24 protein-coding genes are annotated in these 23,363 nt (G+C 59.0%); 13 read left to right on the top strand and 11 right to left on the bottom strand.

Annotated elements, in window-relative coordinates:
- Positions 1–5: 5 nt before the first annotated feature.
- The 7 genes from ACIOMO_RS01475 (at position 6) to ACIOMO_RS01445 (ending at position 9,210) form a co-directional block, all read left to right on the top strand.
- Positions 6–623, top strand: a complete 618-nt coding sequence (locus ACIOMO_RS01475) for a glutathione S-transferase C-terminal domain-containing protein (protein ID WP_401237644.1) — start codon at positions 6–8, stop codon at positions 621–623.
- A 42-nt stretch (positions 624–665) separates the two neighbouring features.
- Positions 666–1,739 carry an AraC family transcriptional regulator gene (locus ACIOMO_RS01470; RefSeq protein ID WP_401237643.1) on the top strand — a complete coding sequence of 358 codons (1,074 nt, stop codon included), beginning with the start codon at positions 666–668 and terminating at the stop codon, positions 1,737–1,739.
- Between the two features lie 129 nt (positions 1,740–1,868).
- Positions 1,869–4,223 carry a TonB-dependent receptor gene (locus ACIOMO_RS01465; protein ID WP_401237641.1) on the top strand — a complete coding sequence of 785 codons (2,355 nt, stop codon included), beginning with the start codon at positions 1,869–1,871 and terminating at the stop codon, positions 4,221–4,223.
- Between the two features lie 7 nt (positions 4,224–4,230).
- Positions 4,231–5,556 carry an LLM class flavin-dependent oxidoreductase gene (locus ACIOMO_RS01460; protein ID WP_400748733.1) on the top strand — a complete coding sequence of 442 codons (1,326 nt, stop codon included), beginning with the start codon at positions 4,231–4,233 and terminating at the stop codon, positions 5,554–5,556.
- 110 nt (positions 5,557–5,666) lie between these two features.
- Entirely contained in the window at positions 5,667–6,194 is a 528-nt protein-coding gene (locus ACIOMO_RS01455; RefSeq protein WP_401237640.1) for a GNAT family N-acetyltransferase, read from the top strand.
- Between the two features lie 301 nt (positions 6,195–6,495).
- Entirely contained in the window at positions 6,496–7,974 is a 1,479-nt protein-coding gene (locus tag ACIOMO_RS01450) for an APC family permease (RefSeq protein ID WP_159811425.1), read from the top strand.
- A 51-nt stretch (positions 7,975–8,025) separates the two neighbouring features.
- Entirely contained in the window at positions 8,026–9,210 is a 1,185-nt protein-coding gene (locus tag ACIOMO_RS01445) for an iron-containing alcohol dehydrogenase (protein WP_401237638.1), read from the top strand.
- Positions 9,211–9,213: 3 nt separating this feature from the next.
- On the opposite strand, the gene ACIOMO_RS01440 is transcribed toward ACIOMO_RS01445, so the two are convergent.
- The 5 genes from ACIOMO_RS01440 to ACIOMO_RS01420 form a co-directional block, all read right to left on the bottom strand.
- On the bottom strand, positions 9,214–10,110 hold the full coding sequence (locus ACIOMO_RS01440) for a LysR family transcriptional regulator (RefSeq protein WP_053120439.1): 897 nt from the start codon (positions 10,108–10,110) through the stop codon (positions 9,214–9,216).
- 130 nt (positions 10,111–10,240) lie between these two features.
- Entirely contained in the window at positions 10,241–11,731 is a 1,491-nt protein-coding gene (locus ACIOMO_RS01435; RefSeq protein WP_401237635.1) for a DUF1254 domain-containing protein, read from the bottom strand.
- Positions 11,732–11,748: 17 nt separating this feature from the next.
- Positions 11,749–13,212 carry a DUF1254 domain-containing protein gene (locus ACIOMO_RS01430; protein ID WP_401237633.1) on the bottom strand — a complete coding sequence of 488 codons (1,464 nt, stop codon included), beginning with the start codon at positions 13,210–13,212 and terminating at the stop codon, positions 11,749–11,751.
- 120 nt (positions 13,213–13,332) lie between these two features.
- Positions 13,333–13,707 (bottom strand): cytochrome c, encoded by a 375-nt coding sequence (locus ACIOMO_RS01425; protein WP_401237632.1) that lies wholly within the window; start codon positions 13,705–13,707, stop codon positions 13,333–13,335.
- Positions 13,708–13,754: 47 nt separating this feature from the next.
- The gene (locus ACIOMO_RS01420; protein ID WP_401237630.1) at positions 13,755–13,961 is read right to left on the bottom strand and encodes a hypothetical protein; all 207 of its coding nucleotides are present in this window, start codon (positions 13,959–13,961) and stop codon (positions 13,755–13,757) included.
- A 404-nt stretch (positions 13,962–14,365) separates the two neighbouring features.
- On the opposite strand from ACIOMO_RS01420, the gene ACIOMO_RS01415 reads away from it, so the two are divergent.
- Positions 14,366–14,899 (top strand): adenylate kinase, encoded by a 534-nt coding sequence (locus tag ACIOMO_RS01415; RefSeq protein WP_401237628.1) that lies wholly within the window; start codon positions 14,366–14,368, stop codon positions 14,897–14,899.
- Between the two features lie 78 nt (positions 14,900–14,977).
- Here the strand turns inward: ACIOMO_RS01415 and ACIOMO_RS01410 are convergent, their stop codons facing one another.
- Entirely contained in the window at positions 14,978–15,781 is an 804-nt protein-coding gene (locus tag ACIOMO_RS01410; protein ID WP_401237627.1) for a hypothetical protein, read from the bottom strand.
- Between the two features lie 72 nt (positions 15,782–15,853).
- On the opposite strand from ACIOMO_RS01410, the gene ACIOMO_RS01405 reads away from it, so the two are divergent.
- A complete protein-coding gene (locus ACIOMO_RS01405) occupies positions 15,854–16,300 on the top strand; it encodes a GNAT family acetyltransferase (protein WP_401237625.1) in 447 nt (148 codons plus the stop codon).
- Between the two features lie 16 nt (positions 16,301–16,316).
- A complete protein-coding gene (locus tag ACIOMO_RS01400; protein WP_401239380.1) occupies positions 16,317–16,799 on the top strand; it encodes an HIT family protein in 483 nt (160 codons plus the stop codon).
- Here the strand turns inward: ACIOMO_RS01400 and ACIOMO_RS01395 are convergent.
- From ACIOMO_RS01395 to ACIOMO_RS01380, 4 genes are all read right to left on the bottom strand, one after another.
- A complete protein-coding gene (locus ACIOMO_RS01395; protein WP_401237624.1) occupies positions 16,794–17,216 on the bottom strand; it encodes a hypothetical protein in 423 nt (140 codons plus the stop codon). The two genes, ACIOMO_RS01400 and ACIOMO_RS01395, sit on opposite strands and share 6 nt — an antisense overlap.
- Positions 17,217–17,304: 88 nt before the next feature.
- On the bottom strand, positions 17,305–18,012 hold the full coding sequence (locus ACIOMO_RS01390) for a class I SAM-dependent methyltransferase (protein ID WP_401237622.1): 708 nt from the start codon (positions 18,010–18,012) through the stop codon (positions 17,305–17,307).
- A 107-nt stretch (positions 18,013–18,119) separates the two neighbouring features.
- Positions 18,120–18,629: a nucleoside deaminase gene (locus ACIOMO_RS01385; protein WP_401237620.1), complete on the bottom strand. Its 510-nt coding sequence runs from the start codon at positions 18,627–18,629 to the stop codon at positions 18,120–18,122.
- A gap of 30 nt (positions 18,630–18,659) precedes the next feature.
- On the bottom strand, positions 18,660–20,000 hold the full coding sequence (locus ACIOMO_RS01380) for a nucleobase:cation symporter-2 family protein (protein WP_401237619.1): 1,341 nt from the start codon (positions 19,998–20,000) through the stop codon (positions 18,660–18,662).
- A gap of 225 nt (positions 20,001–20,225) precedes the next feature.
- Between ACIOMO_RS01380 and ACIOMO_RS01375 the strand changes: the two genes are divergently transcribed.
- Both ACIOMO_RS01375 and ACIOMO_RS01370 read left to right on the top strand, forming a co-directional pair.
- The gene (locus ACIOMO_RS01375) at positions 20,226–21,140 is read left to right on the top strand and encodes a LysR family transcriptional regulator (RefSeq protein ID WP_401237617.1); all 915 of its coding nucleotides are present in this window, start codon (positions 20,226–20,228) and stop codon (positions 21,138–21,140) included.
- Positions 21,141–21,529: 389 nt separating this feature from the next.
- Positions 21,530–21,892, top strand: a complete 363-nt coding sequence (locus ACIOMO_RS01370; RefSeq protein WP_401237615.1) for a DUF6124 family protein — start codon at positions 21,530–21,532, stop codon at positions 21,890–21,892.
- A gap of 87 nt (positions 21,893–21,979) precedes the next feature.
- On the opposite strand, the gene ACIOMO_RS01365 is transcribed toward ACIOMO_RS01370, so the two are convergent.
- Positions 21,980–22,435: a GNAT family N-acetyltransferase gene (locus tag ACIOMO_RS01365; protein WP_401237613.1), complete on the bottom strand. Its 456-nt coding sequence runs from the start codon at positions 22,433–22,435 to the stop codon at positions 21,980–21,982.
- A 209-nt stretch (positions 22,436–22,644) separates the two neighbouring features.
- Here ACIOMO_RS01365 and ACIOMO_RS01360 point away from each other — a divergent pair, with 209 nt between their 5' ends.
- Positions 22,645–23,316 carry a lipopolysaccharide kinase InaA family protein gene (locus ACIOMO_RS01360; RefSeq protein ID WP_212546055.1) on the top strand — a complete coding sequence of 224 codons (672 nt, stop codon included), beginning with the start codon at positions 22,645–22,647 and terminating at the stop codon, positions 23,314–23,316.
- Positions 23,317–23,363 lie beyond the last annotated feature (47 nt).

The raw sequence follows: 23,363 nt of genomic DNA, 5'->3' as shown, positions 1-23,363 counted from the left end.
TCTCCATGACCACGTTGTTCATTTTCCCCGGTGCCTGCTCGTTCGCTGCCCATGTCGTGATCCACGAATTGCAACTGCCTATCAACGTCGAGCGCGTGACCCTCGGCGACCCGAACTCGCCCTATCGCCAGATCAACCCGACCGGTCGCGTGCCGGCGCTGTTGCTGGATAACCAGACGCTGCTCACCGAAAACACCGCGATCCTGCCGTACCTCGCCGACCTCAAACCCGGCACAGAATTATTCGCACCGGCAGGTTCAGTCGAGCGCGCGCAGATTCAAGGCTGGCTCGGTTACGTGGCGACGGAAGTACACGTTGGCGCGTTTCGCCCGATCAATCGCCCCGAGCGTTACAGCGCTGACGAAAGCGCATTCCCCGGCATTCGCCAACGTGCGCTGGAACAACTGAGCAACGCACTGAAACCGATCGAAGCGCGACTGGCGCAAACCGAGTATCTGGTCGGTAATCGTTTCACCGTGGCGGACGCCTACCTCGGCGTCTTCCTTGGCTGGAGCGCCCGCGTCGGTGTGCTCAACGATTTCCCTGCGCTGCAGGCCGCACTCGGTCGCTTCCGCGCGCGGGAATCAGTGGTGCAGACCTTGGCCGCCGAAGGCCTCGCCTGAATCACCCCGAGGACGGATAACCGAACACGCCGGAGAACCACCATGCCAAGCACCGATACCATTGCCACCTGGGCCCAAGTCATCGCCCGCACGCTGGAAGCGCAGGGCATCGACGCCGCCCCGCTGCTGAGCGAGGCCGGTATCAGCCGTTGTCATCTGCATGACCCTGATCAGCGCATTGCCCTCCCCGCCATGAGCGCATTCTGGCGGGCGGCGCGGCGCATCAGTGCTGACGAATGCTTCGGCCTGCAAGTGGCGCAGTACAGTTATCCGACCGACTTTCACGGGTTGTTTTTCGCCGCGCAAAGCAGTTCGACGGTGATTGAAGCGTTGCAACGGGGCGTGCGTTACGCCCCGGTGATCACCACGTCGGCGGCAATGAGTCTGGTGCGCGGGCCGCACACCACGCGCATGGTTTACGGCGTGGCCGACGGCGCGGAGGTGGAGCAGATCGCCACCGAAGCGTCGATTGCCTGCGCGGTGCGCTTCACCCGGCAAACCTGGGTGGATTTGCCGATCGTGCACGGCGTGCGCCTGGCCCGCCCGGCCCCACAAGATCCGCTGCGCTGGACACGTTTGCTCGGTTGCCCGATCCGCTTCGACGCCGGCGAAAATGCCATCGAATACAGCAACCGCTGGCTGGATGCGCCGCTGAACACGGCCAATCACGCCGTGGCCCAAGGACTCGATGGCGTGCTCAACGACTACCTCGAACGGCAACGACGCCTGAATCTGCCGGAGCGGGTTCGCGCGGCGATTATTCGTTACTTGCCTCTGGGTGAAGTTCAGCAAAGTCGTGTCGCCGATGAGCTCGGCATGAGCGTGCGCAATCTGCATCGGCACTTGCTCAAACACGACAGCAGTTTCAAGGCGTTGCTCGACGATTGCCGGCGACAACTGGCGTTCAGTTACCTGCGCCAGACCGACTGCTCGATCAACGAAATCTGCTATCGACTGGGCTTCAATGAGCCGAGCAGTTTCAATCGCGCGTTCCGTCGCTGGACCGGCGAAAGTCCCGGCAAATGGCGGCGTGATGATGTGCCGTTGCAACCTCAACGTTACGTGCCACGGCCCATTGTTTTCGCGGGTGAGCAAGCACTGTCGATCGCGGTTTGAGTCACTTGTCTGCGGCGGACCATAGGTTGTCCGCGCAGGCCCCTTTTCTCTCCTTCACACGCTCTAGCATGGCACTCCTACCGAGCCCGACCGATTGCGTCGCGCGGCAAAAAAAGGAGCTCTGCGTCCATGCTTTTACGTTACTCGGCCACCACGGCCCATCGCCTCAAGCCCCTGAGCTTTTCCTTATGGCTGGCGCTGCCCGGTGTCCTCTGCTCGACCCAGAGCTTCGCCGCCGATGAGCCCGAAGCGTCCACACCGACGGCAACTCAAGCCGACAACTCGGCGCCACGGCTTGAACAGGTCACCGTGACCGCGCGCCGTCGCGAAGAACAGTCGCAAGACGTACCGACGCCGATCACCACCCTCAGCGGCGCCAACCTGGAAACCCAGCGCATCTACAAGATTCAGGATCTGCAACAGGCCTTGCCGAGCGTCAACGTCGCTTATGTCCATGCGCGGGTTTCCAGTTTTGCCGTGCGCGGGATCGGCAACAACCCGGCCAGCGATGGCCTCGAAGGCAGCGCCGGGATTTACCTGGATAACGTCTATCTCGGCCGCCCCGGCATGGCCGCGTTCGACATGCTCGACGTCGAGCAACTGGAATTGCTGCGCGGGCCGCAAGGCACGTTGTTCGGCAAAAACACCACGGCCGGCGTGCTCAACATCACCACCCGTGGCCCGACATTCACCCCCGAGCGCAGCCTCGAAGTGTCCGGTGGGCAGGACGGCTACTTTCAAGGCAAAGGCACAGTGTCCGGGCCGTTGACCGACACCCTCGCCGGGCGACTGTCGTTCTATCGCACCCGCGATGACGGCTACCTGAACAATCGCCACGACGATCGCACACTGCTCGGCGGTGAGCGCGAAGGCTTGCGTGGGCAATTGCTGTTCAAACCCAACGACGATTTCAGCCTGCGCTGGATCAACGAATACAACAGCGAAAACTCCAGCAGCGGCAGCAGCGTGATTTACGGTGCGGGGCCCGTGTTCTGGCGCCGTGCGGCACTGGTCGGGGCGAATCCGCAGGTGGGCGAGAGCAACATCGATGGCCGCCAGAACGTCAGCGTGCACCAGAACGCGAGCTCCGTTGAAGCCAACTGGAACCTCGCCGGTGGCTACACGCTGACCTCGATCAGTGCTTATCGCAGTTGGCACTTCAACCCGGCCAACGACGCCGACCAATTGGAAGTCCCGGTGATCAACGACTTCGGCTACGAAGTCCACGACCGGCAGTTCTCGCAGGAAGTGCGCCTGGCTTCGCCTAAAGGCGAGTTCTTTGATTACGTGGTTGGCGCCTACGCGTTCAAGCAAGACCTCGGCAACCGCATCTTCACCGACCTCGGGCCGCTGGCGGATCTCAACCTGATCGGCGCCAATCTCAATGCGCTGAACAACGTCAGCAGCAAGGTCAACGGCAAGATCGACACCGAGAGCTACGCGCTGTTTGCCCAAGGCACCTGCCACCTGACCCAGCGCCTCGATTTCAGCGCCGGCATCCGTGGCACTTACGAAGAAAAAGAAGCCAACGTTAAGCGCTTCGCCCCTGAGGGTGGCGGCACGCCAGTGGTGATCCCGGGCGTGGTCGATGGCAACGCGATCCGCGCCGGCCAGGTCGGCGCCTACGACACCGGCGACCTGCACCTGTACAACGCCGCACCGTCGTTTCTGGCCAGCTTGAGCTACCACTTCAGCGACGATGTGTTGGGCTACACCTCGTTGTCCCACGGCGAAAAATCCGGCGGTGTAAACCTTGCGGTCGGCTCGGCTCCGAGCGCTGGCGCCGAGTCATTGCTGGTCGGCCCCGAGCGGGCGAACGACGCGGAACTGGGGATCAAAAGTCAGCTGTTCGACCAGCGTTTGCAACTCAACGCGAACGTATTCTGGACGGGCGTGAACGGCTATCAAGCCACCACTTACTACCAGCCGCCGGGCTCGTTGACCGGTTACCAATTGCTGACCAACGCCGGCACCGTGCGCTCACGTGGACTCGAATTTGAGGCCACCACCGTGCCGGTTCGCGGACTGACGTTGAACGTCAACGGCTCGTTCAACGACGTCACCTATCTGTCGTTCAAAGACGCGCCCTGCCCCTCGGAAAACCCCGGCCAGACCAACTGCGACCTCAGCGGCCAGCGTGTGGCCGGCGCCTCGCGCTGGATCGGCAACATCAACGGCGAATACAAATGGCCGCGCATTGACCGCATCGAACCTTACGCCACCGGCAGCTATGCCTATCGCTCCGAGAGCGAAGGCACCCTCGACAACTCCGACCTGGCGAAGATCGACGGCTACGGCCTCGCCAACTTCTCGGTCGGCGCGCGCATGGACTACGGCGACGGTTTGCTGGACGCCTCGCTGTGGGTGAAAAACGCCTTCGATCGTGAGTATTACCTGGCTGTTGGCAGTGGTTCCAACGGTCTTTACACCGCCTCGCCAGGCCAGCCGCGCACTGCCGGCCTGACCTTGCGCTATGACTTCTGAGGACACTATGACAACAGCAAAAATGAGCCTGGGCGCGTTTCTCATGAGCAGCGGCCATCACCTCGCCGCCTGGCGCCACCCGCGTGCCTGGGCCGGCGGCGGACTGGATTTCCAGCACTTCAAAAAACTCGCCACCACCGCCGAACGCGGCAAGTTCGATGCGATATTTTTCGCCGACAACCTGGCCTTGATGGGCTCGCCGGAACTGGGCCAGTTCACCACCGCTGGCGATGTCTTCGATCCACTGGTGCTGCTCTCGGGTCTGGCAGCGGTGACCGAGCGCATCGGCCTGGTGTCGACGGTCTCTACCAGCTACAACGAACCTTATTTACTGGCGCGCAAGTTCGCCTCCCTCGATCACTTGAGCGGCGGGCGCAGTGGCTGGAATCTGGTGACCTCGGCGACCGATCTGGAGGCGCTGAATTTTGGCCGCGACAAGCATTTCGAACACGGCGACCGTTATCAGCGCGCTGAAGAGTTCATCGATGTTGTCACCGGCCTGTGGGACAGCTTTGAAGACGACGCTTTCATCCGCGACAAAACCAGCGGCGTGTTTTTCCAGCCGGACAAACTGCATGTACTCAATCACCACGGCGAAAACTACCGGGTACGCGGGCCGCTGAACATTCCGCGCACGCCACAGGGTTACCCGGTGCTGATTCAGGCCGGCTCCTCGGAACCGGGCAAGGCCTTGGCCGCGCGCACCGCTGAAGTGGTGTTCACCGCACAACAGACCCTGAGCAACGCCCAAGCCTTTTACGCCGACGTCAAAGGTCGACTTGCCGGCTACGGCCGCCGTCCTGAGCAGTTGAAAGTCATGCCGGGGATTTCGCCGGTGATTGGCCGCACGCAAAGTGAAGCGGAAGACAAATACCAACAGTTGCAGGATCTGGTCGAGCCACGGGTTGGACTGGCGATGCTCGCGGGCATGGCCGGTGGTTTCGACCTGTCGGAATATGATCTGGACGGCCCGTTGCCAGAGCTGCCGCAGAGCAATTCGATGCAGAGCCGTCAGGCCTTGTTCATCGATCTGGCGCGCCGGGAAAACCTGACAATTCGCCAGTTGTACCTGAAAGTCGCCGGCGCGCGCGGCCATCACACCGTGATCGGCACGCCGAAAACCATCGCCGACACTCTTGAAGAATGGTTCGTCGGCCAGGCTGCCGACGGCTTCAACATCATGCCGCCGTTCCTGCCGGAAGGTCTGGATGACTTCGTTGACGGCGTGGTGCCGTTGCTGCAACAGCGCGGGCTGTTCCGCACTGAGTACAGCGGCAGCACGCTGCGGGATCATCTGGGATTGCAACGGCCGGGCAATCGTTACCAGCGTTAAGCCGGTAGCGATGGCTCCATGAAAAATCCGTGCATTGGATCTTTCCTTGAACGACGGTCGCCCTAGACTGGTTTCTTTCTCAGGACTCACCTGACAAGGAAACCCGTCCAGTGCGCAACTTTGATAACCAACCCGATTTAAGCGGGAACACGCTGCAACTGCGACCACTCGCCGACAGTGATTTTGAAGGCATGCTGCTGGCGGCGAGTGACCCGCTGATCTGGGCCGGCCACCCGGCCACGGATCGCTATCACCGACAGGTCTTCGCGCCCTACTTCGCCGCGCGCCTGGCCAGCGGCAAAGCCCTCGCCGTGATCGAGATGGCCTCCGGGCAGATCGTCGGCATGTCGAGCTACTACTCACCGCCCGACCAGCCTGACGCAATCGCCATCGGTTACACCTTTCTGACGCGGGCGAAGTGGGGCGGGCTGGCCAATCGCGAGCTAAAGCGATTGATGCTGGAGCATGCGTTCAAGGCGTACGACATCGTCTACTTCCACGTCGCGCCTAATAATCTTCGTTCGCAAAACGCCATGCTCAAGCTGGGCGCAACGCATTTGTATGACGCCGAACTGGATCTGTCTGGAGTGCCTGCAATGTGCAAATGCTATGGGCTTTCCAGAGCGCAATGGGGCTAGCCTGCGCTTTGCCAATCAACGACGGCTGATCACGGTCAGCCAACTTCTCTGCTCCCTTCTCCAAACATATGAAATTCCAGAACCCAGCCTACAAACATATGAATTTTTATCGATGTTTGCCTGGCTTAAGCTCCCTTCACTCCTCATGAAGGAGGCCGTTTCGTCGGTACGCCTGAGACAAGGCGATCCTAAAAATAATGTGTCTGCCGACCAAGGAATTTCTTATGTCCGCCCTGCTCGCACGCTGCCGTGCCTGTCATTGCGCGCTCTCCAGCGCCAGCGCTTCAATAGGAGGCCGACAATGACCTCGCCTCTTTCCCGCCCAAACGCCGACGAATCGTTGCTGCACAGCCAAGGCTATGCCCAGGAACTGCATCGCGGTCTGTCATTGTGGTCTTCATTTTCTGTCGGGTTCGCTACCGTTTCGCCGGTGGTGGGCATTTATTCGGTGATGTCATTGGGCGCGATGAACGCCGGGCCGTCCTGGGTCTGGATCGTTCCGCTGTGCCTGGCGCTGCAGTTTCTGGTGGCGCTGGTCTATGCCGAACTGGCCTCGCAATACCCGCTCGCCGGCGGTTGCTATCAATGGGTTCGGCGACTGGCGGGCGATCGCTGGGCGTGGTTCACCGGGTTCATGTATCTGGCCTCGGCATTGGCTTCCTTGACCACTGTCGCCTACCTGGGCGGTTTCTGGTTGTGGCTGTTTTTTACCGGCGCGCCGCCATCGGCGAATGCCCAAGTGTTCAGCGGCGCCGTGCTGTTGCTGCTCGGTTTGGGGGTGAACCTGTTCGGCATCAACCCGCTGAAGTACTTCGTCAACGCCGGGATCATTGCCGAGGCGATCGCCTCCATCGGCATCGGCGTGTTGTTGCTGTTGTTCTTCCGTAACCATTCGCTGTCGCTGGTGTTTGAAGGACTGACCTCCAGTCAGGGTGGCGACGGCTCGTACCTGCCAGGATTTCTGACGGCGATGGCGGTCGGTGGCTGGGCCTTCCTCGGGTTCGACGCCTGCTCGCAGGTGTCCGAAGAAACTGCCGATGCGCGGACGTCGACGCCACGGGCGATTTTGCGCTCGATGATTCTGGTCGGCCTCACCGTGATGCTCACCGCATTCGCCGTGACGCTGTCGTTTACCGACACCGCAGGCATGGTCTCCGGGCAAATCGTCGACCCGGTGACACCTGCTGTCGTTGATGCCTTCGGTAGCTGGTCGGAACGACCTTTCGTGGGCATCGTGTTGGTGGCGTTCATCGCCTGCATCGTCTCGGTGCAGACCTACATCGGTCGCGCCGTGTTCGGCATGGCCCGCGACTCGATGCTCCCGGCGTCGGCCCTGTTGCGCAAAGTCGACAAGCGCAAAGTGCCTTTCGCGGCGATGGTTTTCAGCACCTGTTTCGCCAGTCTCGGTCTAGCGCTCGGCCTCAACGCAACGGCCGTCGGCACGTTGATCGCCTTCGGCAGCGGCGGCTTTTTCATGGTGTTCCTGATTGTCGTCAGCTGCGCCCTGCTTGCTCGTCTGCGCGGCCAATGGAAACCCGAGCCTGGGACTTTCAGCCTTGGTCGCTGGGGTCTGCCGGTCAATCTTGCGGCGTTCTTCTGGCTGGTGTTTGAAAGCATCAACGTCGCTTGGCCACGGGAGTCGCTGGCGCCTCCGGGTGCGCCATGGTTTCAGGTGTGGGCGGTGATTCTGGTGTTCTCGATCCTCGCGCTGCTGGGCCTGATCTACCTGTTCCGCGCCAAGCCTTATCTGCGCAGCAGCCTGCAACTGCGCACCGAATAACCCCCCGCCTTGTCATGCGGGGCCCTTGCGCCCCGCGAATCTGGAGTTCAGATGTCTTCTCTTCATTACTGGAATTACCCCACCGAAATTTTCTGCGGGCCCGGCGCGCTGGATGTGTTGGCCGAACGCTGCAAACTGTTGGGAATGCGCAATCCGCTGCTGGTCACCGATCCGGGGATGCTCGCGCTGGAACCTATGGCGCTGATCAAAGCGCATTTGCAGCACGCCGATATTGCCTTCGCGGTGTTCAGCGACATCGACAGCAACCCGAGCCTGAATGACGTCGCCCGAGGCGTGGCCACTTTCAAGGCTGGCCGGCATGATTCGCTGATTGCTCTGGGCGGCGGCAGCGCGATGGACGCCGCCAAGGGCATCAGCCTGGCATCCGTCGATGCTCAAGGCCTCGAGCAATATCAATGGTCGAATGTCATAGCCAGTTACCCGACATTGGCTGACTTTCCGCACCTCGATCTGCCACGTCTGATCGCGCTGCCCACCACGGCGGGCACGGGTTCGGAGCTTGGTCGCGAAGCGGTGTTGACCCTCAGCGAAGAAAACATCAAGCGTGTGGTCAGCCACCCGGAATTACTGCCGGCCTGCGTGATCCTCGACCCGGTGCTGACCCGTGGCCTGCCCGCCGCACTGACCGCCGCCACCGGCATGGACGCGTTGACCCATCACATCGAAGCTTTCTGTTCGCCGCTGTATCACCCGATGTCTTCCGGTGTCGCGGTGGAAGGTATTCGTTTGATTCAGCAGCACTTGTGCAACGCACATCGCGATGGCCAGAACATGGTTGCCCGCGAAGGCATGTTGATCGCTTCGGCCATGGCCGCGGTGGCATTTCAGAAAGGTTTGGGCGGCGTGCATGCCCTCGCCCATCCGCTGGGCGCGCGTTATCACAAACACCACGGGTTGCTGAATGCGATCCTGCTGCCCTACGTGTTGGTCGCCAACCGTCAGGCAATCAGCCGAGACATCGCGCGACTGGCCCGCTATCTGGAGTTGCCGCAGCCTGATTTCGATGGTTTTCTCGATTGGGTCTTGCAGCTGCGCGAGCAGTTGGGCATTGCCCACAGCCTGGGCGAGATGGGTCTGGACACCGACGCGGCGGATTGGGTTGGCGAACAGGCGCTGGCCGATGTTTCTTCATCCGACACCAACGCCTGCGTCCTCAGTGCCGCCGACTACACGCAAATCTTCCGCAACGCCGTGCAAGGCGTGCTGCCGAGATAAAACTCACAAACCGTGCTCAGCCAGCAGATCTGCGATAAAGGCACGCACGGCCTCGCTTTGCGGGTGCCCGACGTGGGTGATCATGCTGTGCTGCACGTCATAACGCAGCGTCTGCGGGTGCAGCGCGCGCATCTTGCCGCTCTGTAACCATGGCCGCGCGTAGTGCGCAGGCAAATAGCCCAGATGCGTCCCGGCGAGCACGCCGTGGGCCACCGCCTCCATGTGGTGCGCGGTGGCTGAAGCGCGATCCGGCGCAATGGGCAGCACCTGATCGGCCGGCAAGAAACCATGGCAAATCCAGTCACTGGCCTTGAGCTGTTCCAGCGTCGGCGCCTCGACGGCGAACAGCGGATGCGCCTGCCCGCAGAAGATACCGATCTCCTCGCTGTACAGCGGCTGGTAATTCAAGGTCGGTAGCGGACGGCTGAAATAGGAAATGGCGACGTCCAGTTGCCCGTCGATAACCGCGCGTTCGAGCTCTATCGGCGAGTTCACGAAGATATGCAGGTGCATGTCGTGTTCGCGCTGATAAAACCGTGCAATGGCCGCGTCGATGCGCGCGGTCGGCAGGGTCGCGATATTGTCCGCCAGCCCCAGATACAGATCCCCGACCAGACGCCCGGATAAATCCTGCGCCTCATCACGGAAGGCATCCACCGCACCAAACAGCGCCGCTGACGCTTTGAGAATCCGCTGACCTTTTTCGGTCAAGCGAAAGCCGCCCTTGCCGCGCTCGCAAATCCGGTAGCCCAAACGTTTTTCCAGACTGGAAATATGCGTGCTGATGTTCGACTGACTCATGTTCAGCTCAGCTTGCGCAGCGGTGAAACCACCGCACTTCACCACGATGGCGAAAATCCGCAGCAGGCGTAAATCCATGTCCGTAATGTTTCTGATCACCGGGGTGTCCTGTTCAACGATTTCTTGCGACGTTGCGGGGATCAAGTTTCCATTGCGACGGGCGCCGTCGGCAAGCGTATTGAGGGCATGAGGACGCTGAGGCTCCCATGCCGCTCAAGAACCTCTCAAATCATTGCTTGTGCAAATCCCCCGGCTTCCACACTTTGTCGAAGAACGCTTTGGTCGGGCCGTACAGGCGCAGAATCACGAAGTAGCCTTCGCCCGGCAGGGTTTTGATCCAGTTTTTACCGGCGCCGGGTGAGTCCGGGCCGAAATGCACATCGATCGAACCATCGGCATTGGCGACCGGTTTGTCCATAGTATTGATCGATGGAAACGGCTGGCCGTTGTCCAGGCCGGACGCGGTGATCGAGTCGTACGCGGTGACCGACCAGAACAAGGCTGCGGGGATACCTTTGGGAAGGTTCAACGTGTAGCTGTTGCTGCCGGAAAGGAATTCACCCGTGGCATCGACGAACGTGGCCGGGTACTTGGCGCCGACGTTTTCCATGTTCACGGCCATGCCCGGGCTGGCGGAATAGGCGTTGGTGAAGAAGCCGGTGCGCGGGTCGATGTAGTTGAACGTGTCGGCGGTAAACGTCGCGTTGCCGGGGAATACATTCAGCCACTTGCGATCCGGGTACCACGTGCCGTTGGCGACAATCGTCTGCGGCGTGTAAGAGATCGCATGGCCGATCTTGCTGGCGGTTTTCGCCGCGTTGTCGAGCAGGTCACGGCTGGCCTTGTCGGGCTGGAACGGCTTGCCCTTGATGATGCCCAGTGCGGCGAGCATGCCACGCATTTCCATGTCCTGCGGGTCGACGTATTCGTGTTCGATAAACCGCGACAGCATGTCGAAAGCGCTGCCATCGGTGGGGTACAGCATGTTGACCGGGGTGTTCGAGGCGTTGGGGAACACCATCGCTTTGGCCGTGGCCTGTTTACCCAACGGATAGATGCGGGTTTTCTCCATGACCGCGACCGGCGCATCGAGCTGTTTCGGATCTTTGAAGAAGCCACGCCAGAACACGAACACGCCGTACGTTCGCGAGCGATACGTCAGATAGCCCGGCGGTACCTCGCCCTTGAAATCCGGCGGCAGCACCAGATATTTGGCGCCCTGCCCTTTGTCCGGCCCCGGCAGACCGACATCGCCACACCACTGGCGACCCTCAATCTGGCCCTCGGAGCAAATCGGCCGCTGGAAGAAGTCATCCAGAATGCCCTGCAAACCCGGCGGCACTTCGATCACCATCGGGCCGTCCTGCTTGAGATCCAGATAGCCCATGGCGTAGATCACGTCGGAGTTGGGCGTGGTCACGCGGGTCTTGGCGTTGAGGCGATCCTTCCAGATCGGCAGCACGTTGTAACCGGCGCCGAAAGCTTTCTCCGAGCCCTCTTTCATGGCGTACATGTTCAACGCCGGCAGAGCCCAGATGTACGACTGCACGGCGCGCTGGAAGAGCAATTCGTTTTGCAGCTGCGCCACGCCTTCGAGCGTCGGGTAACCGCCAGCGAACGGCAGGTCGGCCAATTGCTGGTAATGGCTGGCGGCCTGGGCGCTGGCGCTGATCGAAACGGCCAGACTCAGCGCTGTCAGTGATTTTGCGAACGTGTTCATCGTAAACGTCCTTGCGATCAATTGGCTTTGACAACAGCGGGCGGCACCCATTGGCCGTTCAGCGCAGCCGGCTCAGGCCAGTACGCGCGAATGTAGAGCGAGAAATCCGCACCTTCAGGCGTCGGCAGCCAATTGGTTTCCTTGTCCTTGCCCGGCGAGTCGCTCTGCACGTAAATCGTTAGCGAGCCGTCAGCATTGGCTTGCAGGGATTTGTTTTTGGTGCCGATGGAATAGCGCTTGAGGTCGTTCGGCGAGAAGAAGTGCTGTTCGTTGTACAGGGTCAGCGACCAGAAGCCTTTGACCGGTGGCAGCTGCCCTTTGGCGAAGGTCACGGTGTAGCCGTTTTGCCCGTTGAGGCGCGTGCCGGTCTTGTCCAGATCCTGATAGAAGTACTTGGTTTCTTTCTGCTGGTTGACGAAGATATTCGAGCGCGCGACGGCGGTACGGCTGAAATAGTCGGTGCCGAACGCGGCGCCGTTGCTGATGGTGCTCCAGTGATCCGTCAGTTGCAGGCCGTAATTACGGAACTGCAACAGCGGGTCGATCACTTCGCTGTCGGCTTTTTTCGCTTCATCGATCATCGCGGCTTTGAGCTGAGGATCGGCCTTGGCAATGGCGGCCAGTGCGGCCATTTGTGCGTAGCGAGCTTCTTCGCCCGGCAACGGCTTGGCGTCCTTGAGCAGCGCGGGCAACTCGTCGAAGAACTTCTCTGGCATCACCCATTTGGTTTCGCCACTGCCGGCGGCCTGCGCCGGGAATTTCGGCAGTTTTGCCCAATCGCGGTGTTTGACCTTACCGTCGAATTGCGACAGCGGGTACATGTCGACGCCCGACAACGATAGCTGAATGGCCGCGCGATCGACAGCGCTATCGTCCTGGAACACCCGGGGAATCACGAATCCGGTGTTGGTGCGCGAGCGGAAGACCTTGGTGATCCCGGCCGGGACTTCGCCCTTCCAGTCAGGGCCCACTAGCAGGTAGAAACCGGGTTTGGTGTCATACATTTTGCCGAGCTCGGCAAAGCTGTCAGAACGCAAATCCACCACTTGATACACCCAGAAACGGCTGCCGAAATCCGGCACCTGCAACACCACCGGTTCCAGATCCAGCGCGATGCTGCCCGCGCCGTAGACCACGTCCTGATTCGGACACGCCACCAGGCGCTCGGCCGGATCGATGTAATCGCTGAGCATCGACAGTCGATTGATTGGCGCGACCGGAACAATTCCGCCCATCAAGCCAGGTTCAGGGAGATCCTTGAACGCTTGGCGACGGTTGAAAATATTGGCCATCGGCCAACCCCAGAAATACGCCTCACGGGCCATCATGCGCACGTATGGCTCGGTGACCTTGGTGTTGGCGACCGGGCCGCTGACGGAGCCTTCGCTCGCGAAACTTTGCGGGGCCAGAACACAGGTGGTGGCCAGCGCACCCATCAAGCAAAGCGCGAACAGATTGAGGCGTTGCGGCAGTTGAGTCATAAAGCATCCTTACTTGTGGGAATCACCCTTTGCAGGTGAGTCGCAGGGAAGATAACGCAAGTCTGCCGAGGTGGTCACTGAATGTTTGGGCTGCGCGCAGCAGGCCCTGATCCGCAGCCCTCAACGTTTTGAAATGACACTTTTCATGTACTGATTCAAATCGCGAAAATCCTTAACACTCCAGGTATGCGGCGGCACCTTCACACCGTTCTCGCGCAACGTTCTCGGGATCAAATCACCGTTTGGCCGCAGGATGATTGACGACACAATGACGCCCGGGTAATCGCTCAGCCGTTGCTTGAAAGCGGCTGTTGTCAGATCCGGCGTCGGCGGATTGCTTTTATGCGCCAGCGGCCCTGTGCCTTTGATATCAGCGCCGTGACACATTGCACAGCGCTGCACGAAGAGATTTTTTCCGTTGCTGTTGTCCGCCAGAGACGGCGATGTTTGAGCCAGCGATAAAACGCTCAGCGCAGCGATGACGACGGTTTTCATGTCCATATGCTCGTGTTCCATTCATTGAATCTGTATCGAAGTAGACGCTACGCGCCTTGTTGCTCTTCGTAACGCGGCAGCTCGATAGCGTCTGCTTTCGGTGAAAGAATTTTGCCATATACCGTCTTGAAACCCGGTGCGGTGGCCAGCCTTAATACCGCGTGACCGAGGCCGATGCCAAGCCGCGAATGTGGCGAGGCCAGTCGGGGCGCGAACTTGGGCACGCTTTGCGCCTGATTGACGTAGGGGCGCATCAGTTTTTCGTAGGCCGCGAACGCTTGGGCATGATCGTCGTGACGACTCAGTTCGCCCGGATCAGCGCCTCAATGCCCATGCGCTGAACCACCGTACGACCGGCGCCGCGCACATCGTTGCACGTCAGAATGGCGATTTGTTGTAGCTGCTGGCCGACGACATCGCTGGCAATTTGTAGGCTGCGTGGATCTTCGACTGGCGTTGAGGGTGCGCTCGTGCGTAATCCTGTCCGGAATTCAGGGCTGATCGTGACGAGTCGGGGACGTTAACCTATAGCTAACTTGCTTAGCTACTTTCCAAATTCATCGAGGATTCAAGCCGCGCTACCCTGATATCCTGCTCGCCGTCAGCCGCCGCATGGCTGGATAAGACGGACTATCGAACAGTATTCACGGAGGAAAAATTGCGGATCTACATTACAGGTGCTTCGTGCGCAGGCGTGTCGACCTTGGGTGCCAACCTCGCGCCCTCGCTCGATTTAAAACATGTCGATGTCGATGATTTTTACTGGGCGCCCACCAACCCGCCATTCACAACAAAGCGGCCGCCTGAAGAACGCGTTTCGTTGATGCAGCAGGAACTGGGCGCCGACAACTGGGTGCTGACCGGCTCTTGTATGGGCTGGGGCGATGCGCTGATCACCCACGCTGATTTGATCGTCTTCATTGTGACACCAACGCCTGTTCGCCTTGAGCGTCTTGCCGCGCGTGAAAGGGAGCGATTTGGCGACCGGATCGCCCCAGGGGGCGACATGCATGAGATACATGTGGCTTTCCGAGAATGGGCTTCGCAGTATGACGATCCGAATTTTTCAGGGCGTAATCGAGCGTGGCATGAGGCGTGGTTAAGCGGGCAAACAATTCCGGTTTTACGGGTTGATGGGGCGCGTGGTGCGGATGAAATGATGGCGGATGTTTTGGGGCATTGTCGCCGCTAGCAATTCGGCCAGAAACGTCACTCCAATCGGCTCGGTCAGGGAAGAATCCCATTGAGCAACTACGGCTGTTCTTAACACTCAATCCGCTAAAAGAGTGAAGTACTCCACGACAAAGTAGCCGACCTGATAGATCAGGGTAAACAGCGCAAGTGTCAGCTGCACTCGCCGCCGTTTCTGTGTGATGCCAATCAACACGATGCCGAGCATGATGACGGTGTGGGCGGTATACGCCGCTCCGAGCGTATGCCAGCGGGCGTTGCCTTTGAGGGAGGTGTCGATGAGATCCATGGCCGTGATGAGCGCGATGAGCCCGAAGAACCAGGCACGTCGCTCGAGCAGGTAGTTTTCGTAGCTGCCGAACTCTCTCACGTCTGACGGAAACAGCATCGTCGACACCATGAAATAAAGGGCGCAATAGCAAACAATGAAAAAGTAGGACTCGAACGTCCACACCGGCACCTGCGTAAGACGAAACTCCCACCACCAGAACGTCATGATTGAAATGAGCGCCCAGACCACCCAGCTCATGTGTATCCACGACCATCCAAATTGGCGCGGGTGTTCGATGATCGAAGCGATCCCCTTGAGTAACGTCGTTATACCCAGCCCCAGGATGATGCTGAGGACGATACGGATATGCGAGTAAATCTGGTCTGGGGTCATCTCACTGCGCCGGATTTCAAGCGGCCCTACGTGACTTGATCGTTGATTTCCGGGGTTTCCAGGAAATAAACCACTCAGGTCAGGTTCCGCCTGTACCAATGGGTTGCAATCGCAAGCCTTTGATCGCTGCTGCACGACGATCGCAATGGCCTGAACGGTCTTAGCGTAGGTGGACATCAACGATGTATGCGGCTTTTTGCAGATAATTTTGTCATCCATCCAATCTGAAGCCCCCTGGACACACAAACCACAGAGCGCTAGCGTCAGCTCATTCAACTCAAGAGCCCCGCCATGGACGTCATTGCCAACTATTCAAACGACCACCACCGACACGCGGTAATAGCGTTATGGGAAACCGTCTTCGGTTACGAAACCGCCCATAACACTCCCAGCCTCGCCATCGACAAAAAACTCGCCGTCGCCGATGAGCTGTTTTTCGTGGCTCTACGAGATGAAGAAGTCATCGGCACGGTTATGGGCGGGTACGATGGCCACCGCGGTTGGTTGTACTCGGTGGCGGTGCACCCCGCACATCGTCGAGAAGGCTTGGGAGCCAAACTGGTTCGTCACGCCGAGAACGCGCTGATTGCGCGCGGCTGCATGAAGATCAATCTGCAGATCATCAGCGCCAATGCGAGCGTGGCGGCTTTTTATGAAGCGTTGGGTTATTCGATCGAACCGCGCATCAGCATGGGCAAGAAGATTGAAGCGAATATCGTGATGTCGGGAGAGGCATAAGTTGAGTACACGGCAGATAGAAATTGCCCCGGGCTTTATCGTTCATGAAACCGAGCACTGGATCATCAACCATCATCTGGCGAGCGCCCTCCCCGGTTATCTGATGTTGGGCACCAAGGTCGCAACCACTTCGCTGGCAGATTTATCGCCGGATGCCTTGGCCGAAATGGGCGGTCTGCTCGCCAAGACTCAGCAGGTCATGGAGCAACGGTTGAAGCCCAAGCACCTGTATATCGGACGCTTTGGTCATCAACCGGGCCTGCCCATTCACTTCCATTTCATCCCGGTTTATCACTGGGTTGAGGAGCTGTTCTGGAAGGATGAGCGTTACCGGTTGCTGGAAAATTTTGCCTACGCTGAAAACGCTCTTTCGGCGACTGATGGTGCCGAGTTGACGTTGTTTATCTGGCGGGAGTTCGGGGAGAGCCCATCGCCGCCAGAGACTCAGGGCATGACGATCGAAGAATCGATCAAGGCGCTGCGTGCTGCGTTTTCATGACTCACCCGTCTGAAACCGTTTACGCAGCAAATTGATCACCAACAGCACACCCGCCGCCATCCCCTGCGAGCCGCACATCAGTCCGAGAATGTGATCGTCAAACAGCCACCAGGCGAACGCGCCGAAGAACAGCGTCAGCAACAGCCCAAACACCAATAACGTCAAATGCCGCACGCTCGGAATGTCTTCCAGCACGTCAGCAAAAATGCTCCAGCAGGCCCACTGCATAAACAGCAACAGCGTCACCCACGGCAGTGTCTGTAGAAAAACGCTCTGCGGCAGAGAAGTGACAAAGCTGAACGGCACGGCGAAGACGAAAAACAGTGTTGCGGCGATCGTCGTGCAGGTGGGCACGGTATAGGCCGGCAAGGCGATGACCAGTTGCATCAACTTGAGTGCTTGCAGTCGAGTGATCAATTCTCGCGCTCCTGCGGGTCGTCCTGGCCGAGTCCGGTGGCCGGTTCAGTGACTATAGATCAGCCGCCGCACCACGCAAAAACTGTACTCAAACCGCCTTACACGTCAGCCAGGCACCCCAGAAAAGACTGCTGAAAAACCGCGTTGCTTGACCAAAACCCGCCTCATGCAGCAATGTCTGAACCGCTACCTCGGAATGCGGCGGATCGGCCCCCTGCAGAATTTTTCCGAGTTTTGCTTGCACCTCATCGGCACTCGCGCCCTGCTGCCGCCAGCGCTGGCCCCATGCTTGCAGCAACAACGGTTGGCTCGCATAGGCGTAATGATTACCCGCCAGAATCAGCGGCGCGCCGGGTTTCAGGCGCGCTTTAATGGATTGCAGAATCTCGCGTTTGGGCTCGTCGCCATTGAGGTGATGAAGCACGCCGATCAGAGTCGCGGCATCGAAGGTTTGATCCGCCGGCAGGTCATTGATCTCACCGAGATGCACCTCCGTTCTGTGCAGCAAATCATTGGCCTGCAACTGTTGCACCGCCGCGTCCAGCATCGGCTCGGAAGGATCGACCGCAGTGAAACTCCAGTCCGGCTCCAGTGCCGCCATCGCGATGATTTCCTGCGCCGTACCGCCAGCGCCGACCACCAGAATTTTCGCCGGCCGTGACTGCCCGAGACTCGCAGCCAGCATGCACGCCGCCAGATCATGGCAGGCGTCATAACCGGCCAAAGCGATGCGGCTTTGCTTCGCGTATTCATTGGCGCGGGAGTTGTCGAATTTTTCAGCTGAGGATGATTTCACTGGCAGGTCTCCATGTCCTTTTTCAGCAAATTACGCCGGCCAGCGTGACAAGAGAAATTCAATGATTTCATGCACTGCATTCCCGACGGGAATGCAGTGCTCAAACGTTAAGACCAGAACCCTTTATGCGGCTCGGCCGCCTCCCCCTCCAGCATCGGCCCGAACACACTGACCTTGCGCTGCCCCTTGGCAAACACTTCGCGGCACGGCAGCGAGAACGTCGGGTTCTCCGGATGGTCACCCGTCAGTCCCAATAACGCGTGCTCCGACAATGCATAAACCACACGGCCGATGCCAGTCCAATACACCGCGCCAGCGCACATGCAGCAAGGTTCGGCGCTGGTGTACAGCGTGCACAGTTCCAGCTCTTGCGGCGTCAGCAACTTGGCCGCAGCAGCCGCCGCAACCAGTTCCGCATGCTGAGTCGGATCGCCTTCCGGCGGCATCGAGTTGTTCCCCGCTTCGACGATCACTTTGCCGTTGCGGTCGGCGACCAACGCGGCGAACGGATGTCGACCACGCTGTTTCGAGGCCTCGGACAAGGCGATGGTCTGGCGCAACAACGCCAGATCGAGATCGCTGACGCCGGCCGGGATGAACTGAGTGAATTGATTCATGGGTAACTCCTGGGCAGTGGAAAACAAAAGTCAGTCGGCCAATTCAGCCGATGCAGCGCCGATGGTTTCGGTCGATTTTTTTTCATTGTTGAGCAGAATATTGAGCACGATGGCGGTGATCGCACCGAGGAAAATGCCGCTGTCGAGCACCAGTTTCAGCGTCGGGCCGACGTGTTCGAACAGCGCCGGAAAAGACATCGGCAGCACGCCGACACTCACTGACACGGCGACGATGATGCCTTTGCGAGTGCCCTCGAATTGCACCCGCGACAGCTCCTGAATACCCGCCACCGTGGTCATGCCGAACATCACGATCGCGCAGCCACCGAGCACCGGCGTCGGCACCGCCGCGATCAACGCGCCGAGCTTCGGGAACAAGCCCATCAGCACCATGATTGCCCCGGCCGCCGCGACGACGAAGCGGCTCTTCACGTTGGAAAGCGCAATCAAACCGGTGTTTTGCGTGAAGGCGTTGTACGGAAAACTGTTGAACAAGCCGCCGAGCATGGTCGACAAACCATCGGCGCGGAACGCGTTGCCGAGGGTCTGCTGTGTGGTTGGTTTGCCGGTCAATTTGCCGATCGCCAGGCAGTTGCCGGTGGTCTCGGCCATGATCACCAGCATCGCCAGAGTCATGATCAGAATCGGCACCGGCGAAAATTCCGGCGCACCAAATGCCATCGGCGCACTCAGCTCAAACCACGCCGCTTCGCTCACCTTATTGAAGTGGGTCATGCCGCACGCCGCCGCGATCAGGCTGCCGACGAACAAGCCGATCAGCACGCTGAGGTTGCCGAGGAATCCCTTGAATTTGGCGTAGATCACCAGCGTCACGCTGACCGTCGCCAGGCCCAGCAACAGATTGGCGGGGTTACCGAAATCCGCTGAATCAGGATTGCCACCGCCCAACCAGATCGCCGCCGCTGGCATCAGCGAGATACCGATAATGGTGATCAAACTGCCAATCACCACCGGCGGAAAGAAGCGCAGCAATCGGCTGAACACCGGCGCCAGCGCGATGGTAATAAACCCCGCCGCGATCACCGCACCGAATATCTGGCTGAGCCCGAACTCCTTGCCGATCATGATCATCGGCGCCAGCGCAATAAACGAGCAGCCCTGAATCAGCGGCAAACGCGCGCCGAATTTCCAGAAGCCCAAAGTCTGAATCAACGTTGCCACACCGGAGGTCAGCAGGTTGGCGTTGATCAGCAACACCACCTGCGCCGAGGTCAGCCCCATTGCGCTGCCGAGAATCAGCGGCACCGCCACCGCCCCCGCGTACATCACCAAAACATGCTGCAAGCCAAACGTGAACAACTGTCGCAGCGGCAAAACCTCGTCCACCGGATGAATGCGTCGTGTGGTCATTTCACACGCTCCTGAAGGTGCGGCATCTGTTGAGATCGCGGGCATTCTCAGGGGCGTTTGAAGGGTAGAACCGCCCCGGAGATCGTTTGACGCGGGGCCATAGTTGAACGTTTATAGCGATGAAACAAATTAGCAACCATCGCTTTTTTCGATGGCGCGAACGCGGCAAAATCGGTTATTGATGACGCAGTTTCACCCCTCTTCTTCGACCCGGGAGTTCATCGCTTGCGCTTCTCACTCGATCAACTGTTGATGTTCGTCCAAGTGGTCAAAAGCGGTTCGTTCTCCGCTGCCGGGCGCAAACTCGGCAAGACGCAATCGACCATCAGCGCAGCGATTGCCAACCTCGAAACTGATCTTGGCGTCGACCTGTTCGACCGCAGCAACCGCAGCCCCACCCTCACCGCCAGCGGCCACAAACTGCTGATCCAGGCTGAAGCCGTGCTCGAACGTTGCATGACCTTCGAAGCCCACGCCGACTGCCTCTCGGACAACGTCGAACCCAGCCTGACACTCGCAATCGAAACGCCGTACGGCCCGATCATGCCGGTACTCAAAGCCTTCGAGCAGGCCTTCCCCTTCGTCGACCTGATCATCCGCCACCCGGTGCACGGCGACGTCAGCGAACTGGTCAGCAGCGGCCAAGCCGTGCTCGGCGTCGCCTTCTCCCAACCGGGCTACCCCGAAGAAGTGGCGTTCCAGCAACTGGGCAAACTGATCATGCTGCACGTCTGCCACCCGGATCACCCGCTGGCGCAACTCGACAACGTTACCTTCGACGACCTGCACGTCCACCGCCGCCTCGCCTTCAGCGCCCACGCAAGCAAACTGCCGAGCAGCGAATACCTGCGCTCGACGCAGTTGTGGCAAGCGGAAAGTTATCTGGCACTCTTGGAAATGGTGCGCGCCGGACTCGGCTGGGCCACCCTGCCCCGGCAGCTGATTCAACGTGAACTGGCCAAAGGTGAATTGGTCGAGTTGCAGCTCACGGCGTATCCGCACACGGACTGGCAGATTGGCGTGGATTTGCTCTGGGCGCGGCAACGTCCGCTGGGCAAAGCGGAGCGTTGGCTGAAGGAGAAATTGCAGGGGAACAAGGTGTATGAGCTGGATCGAAATGGGCAGATTACGACGCTTTGACGGGGTTGTGGTTCGGCTGAGTAGGAGTGTGTTTAACGTTTTTCGCGTCGTGTTTAAGGACACTTGACGTTACGCCCGAAAGGCTACAACACCTTGCGCCTTTGCCTACGACTACGCCAGAATCCGCCGGCTTGTGCGCTTTGCGGGCCACCGTTAACTTGATTCGCGTCACTGATTCCCAGTGATCGGGTTTAGTAGCCCGTGGTAAATGAAAGTGCACAAACGTCGTCAGAAAGGTATTCGCGTACCTGCACTTGATGGCGGCTGTGTGTAGGGCGCCTTCGGGCGCGCCGGCTTTCTTCTTTTCCCCGGTCTACTAACCTGCGCACAGCTGCCACCCCCTGTTTAGTAGCTCGGAGTGGCGGCCACACAAATGGAAAATGAAGAACATGTTCAAGATAACGCCGAACCCTCCAGACACTGATCCGACCTCTCCGTACGAATCGCTCGATTCCAGAAAAATGCACGACGCAGCTGAGCGCGCGCTCGATCATTACCTCAACCCGACTGCGGCGATCATGGCTGCGCCGTATCAGACGAGTACGATGTTTTTGGTGAATCCGGAAACGGACACCGAGTCATTACTGGTTAACGCATCCGAATCACTGGCCTCGGCCTCCATCATGCTGGGTGATGTTGCGGGGTTGGTAGAAGGCCCGATTCGCAGGACGTTGCTGGGCATTGCGCAGGTGGTGATGCTTGGAGAATTGGCGGTGAATCGGGCGTTGGACAGGGTTGAAGTTACGGACTGAGTAATCCCGTTCAGTGGCGACTTGCCGTCGCCACTTCAAAGCTTTTCAGCCGTGATACCGATCCTCATTTGAGTTCATACAGTCAAGCTACACATCCAACGTCTTCGACATGATGATCGTGCGCTCGGACTCGTGAAATGCGTCTCGGATTTTTATAAAGCCAAGCGAAGCATAAAAGCCCTCAGCCGTGATCGAAGAAGGGACACGCAGCAAGTTGCGCCCTTCAGCAATGGCGCTTGATTGAATGCTTTTCATCAGCTGTCTCCCGATGCCCTTCCCTTGATAAGCCGGGTCGACAAACACACTTCGAACAACGTCGTGATCAAGACTGGCCGTTGCAACAATACGATGTTCGAGCAGGGCGACGAACACCTGACGCTGCGTCATCAAACAGAGGATTGCTTGTGGAGAAAAGCTCAGTTCCACTTGGTTGATGATTTCGGCTGAATAGTCCTGAACATTGGACTCGCGAAGGGTGCCAATGATGATCTGGCTGATGGCGGCAGCGTCCGCATTCATTGCGATTCGAATCAGGCACTCCATTCAAGCAACTCCTTCCGTGATGTCTTGAGACTTGGGAGTATCCCTCCCATTGCCCATATTCGCCACGTAGTTGCGTAAAAGCCAAAACCAAGCACTAACATCTGCGAATGACGGGGAACTATTGACGTCCACCAATAGACTGAGGTGCTATTGCGACCATAATGCAATCGTCGCACGCAAACAGATTTCTACAATAAATGGAGCACACAATGGGCCGGGCACGCGATGAGTTTGAATTTTGGTGGGGTACGTCCGGGTCGTGGGTGGAACCACCGAATGTGCGCCGGAGCGGCACCAGCGGCGTCCAACTGATCGTTCACGATAACAGGACGTTCTTCGTGAAGCGTCAGACCGGTCACCTGTTTCGCAGTCTCCGCTACCCCACTGGACGGCCCACCGCTCTGCGCGAAGGTATTGCCCTTTCCAGGCTCGAGGAACTGGGCGTGAACGCGCCAAGGCCGGTTTTTTACGGTGCGAGAAAAGTCCAAGGCACATGGCAAGGTGTTTTGGTGACCGAAGACCTCGGTGGCTTCATCGATCTGGATACCTGGTATAGCCAAGGCGCTGCAAGCATGTTGACGACAGAGCAGCATCAGCGACTTTTTGAACGTTTAGCGCAAATGCTGGCGCGGATGCACTCAGGCAAATGGCAGCACGGTTGCATGCGTTCCAAGCACATCTTTATCAAGGCATCGATTACCGACGCAGACTTCGACTTCGAACTGGCGTTGCTCGACCTGGAAAAATCTCGCGGTCGCGCCACGGCCATGGGCGCAGCGCGTCACGATATTCCTCAACTCAGACGGCATTCTTTCTGGGATGAGTCGCAGTGGCAGCATTTCCTTTCCTACTACGAGCAAGCCATCGGCAGAACCATGTAAGCAGGCGTGTTTGTAGCGTTCAGCAGGCGAACCCATTGCAACTCTCG

This window comes from Pseudomonas sp. NPDC087804, assembly GCF_044742965.1.
GTDB lineage: Bacteria > Pseudomonadota > Gammaproteobacteria > Pseudomonadales > Pseudomonadaceae > Aquipseudomonas > Aquipseudomonas rustica.
Note: the sequence above shows the minus strand (reverse complement) of the source record. Positions and strands in the feature narration are given on the sequence as shown.

Bases quoted from the DNA above. Each gene is read 5' to 3' on its own strand.
- ACIOMO_RS01360 (WP_212546055.1), top strand. From the start codon at position 22,645: ATGGGCCGGGCACGCGATGAGTTTGAATTTTGGTGGGGTACGTCCGGG.
- ACIOMO_RS01430 (WP_401237633.1), bottom strand. From the start codon at position 13,212: ATGACTCAACTGCCGCAACGCCTCAATCTGTTCGCGCTTTGCTTGATG.
- ACIOMO_RS01475 (WP_401237644.1), top strand. From the start codon at position 6: ATGACCACGTTGTTCATTTTCCCCGGTGCCTGCTCGTTCGCTGCCCAT.
- ACIOMO_RS01425 (WP_401237632.1), bottom strand. From the start codon at position 13,707: ATGAAAACCGTCGTCATCGCTGCGCTGAGCGTTTTATCGCTGGCTCAA.
- ACIOMO_RS01420 (WP_401237630.1), bottom strand. From the start codon at position 13,961: ATGCGCCCCTACGTCAATCAGGCGCAAAGCGTGCCCAAGTTCGCGCCC.
- ACIOMO_RS01380 (WP_401237619.1), bottom strand. From the start codon at position 20,000: ATGACCACACGACGCATTCATCCGGTGGACGAGGTTTTGCCGCTGCGA.
- ACIOMO_RS01385 (WP_401237620.1), bottom strand. From the start codon at position 18,629: ATGAATCAATTCACTCAGTTCATCCCGGCCGGCGTCAGCGATCTCGAT.
- ACIOMO_RS01460 (WP_400748733.1), top strand. From the start codon at position 4,231: ATGACAACAGCAAAAATGAGCCTGGGCGCGTTTCTCATGAGCAGCGGC.
- ACIOMO_RS01450 (WP_159811425.1), top strand. From the start codon at position 6,496: ATGACCTCGCCTCTTTCCCGCCCAAACGCCGACGAATCGTTGCTGCAC.
- ACIOMO_RS01445 (WP_401237638.1), top strand. From the start codon at position 8,026: ATGTCTTCTCTTCATTACTGGAATTACCCCACCGAAATTTTCTGCGGG.
- ACIOMO_RS01410 (WP_401237627.1), bottom strand. From the start codon at position 15,781: ATGGATGACAAAATTATCTGCAAAAAGCCGCATACATCGTTGATGTCC.
- ACIOMO_RS01465 (WP_401237641.1), top strand. From the start codon at position 1,869: ATGCTTTTACGTTACTCGGCCACCACGGCCCATCGCCTCAAGCCCCTG.
- ACIOMO_RS01435 (WP_401237635.1), bottom strand. From the start codon at position 11,731: ATGAACACGTTCGCAAAATCACTGACAGCGCTGAGTCTGGCCGTTTCG.
- ACIOMO_RS01405 (WP_401237625.1), top strand. From the start codon at position 15,854: ATGGACGTCATTGCCAACTATTCAAACGACCACCACCGACACGCGGTA.
- ACIOMO_RS01370 (WP_401237615.1), top strand. From the start codon at position 21,530: ATGTTCAAGATAACGCCGAACCCTCCAGACACTGATCCGACCTCTCCG.
- ACIOMO_RS01470 (WP_401237643.1), top strand. From the start codon at position 666: ATGCCAAGCACCGATACCATTGCCACCTGGGCCCAAGTCATCGCCCGC.
- ACIOMO_RS01365 (WP_401237613.1), bottom strand. From the start codon at position 22,435: ATGGAGTGCCTGATTCGAATCGCAATGAATGCGGACGCTGCCGCCATC.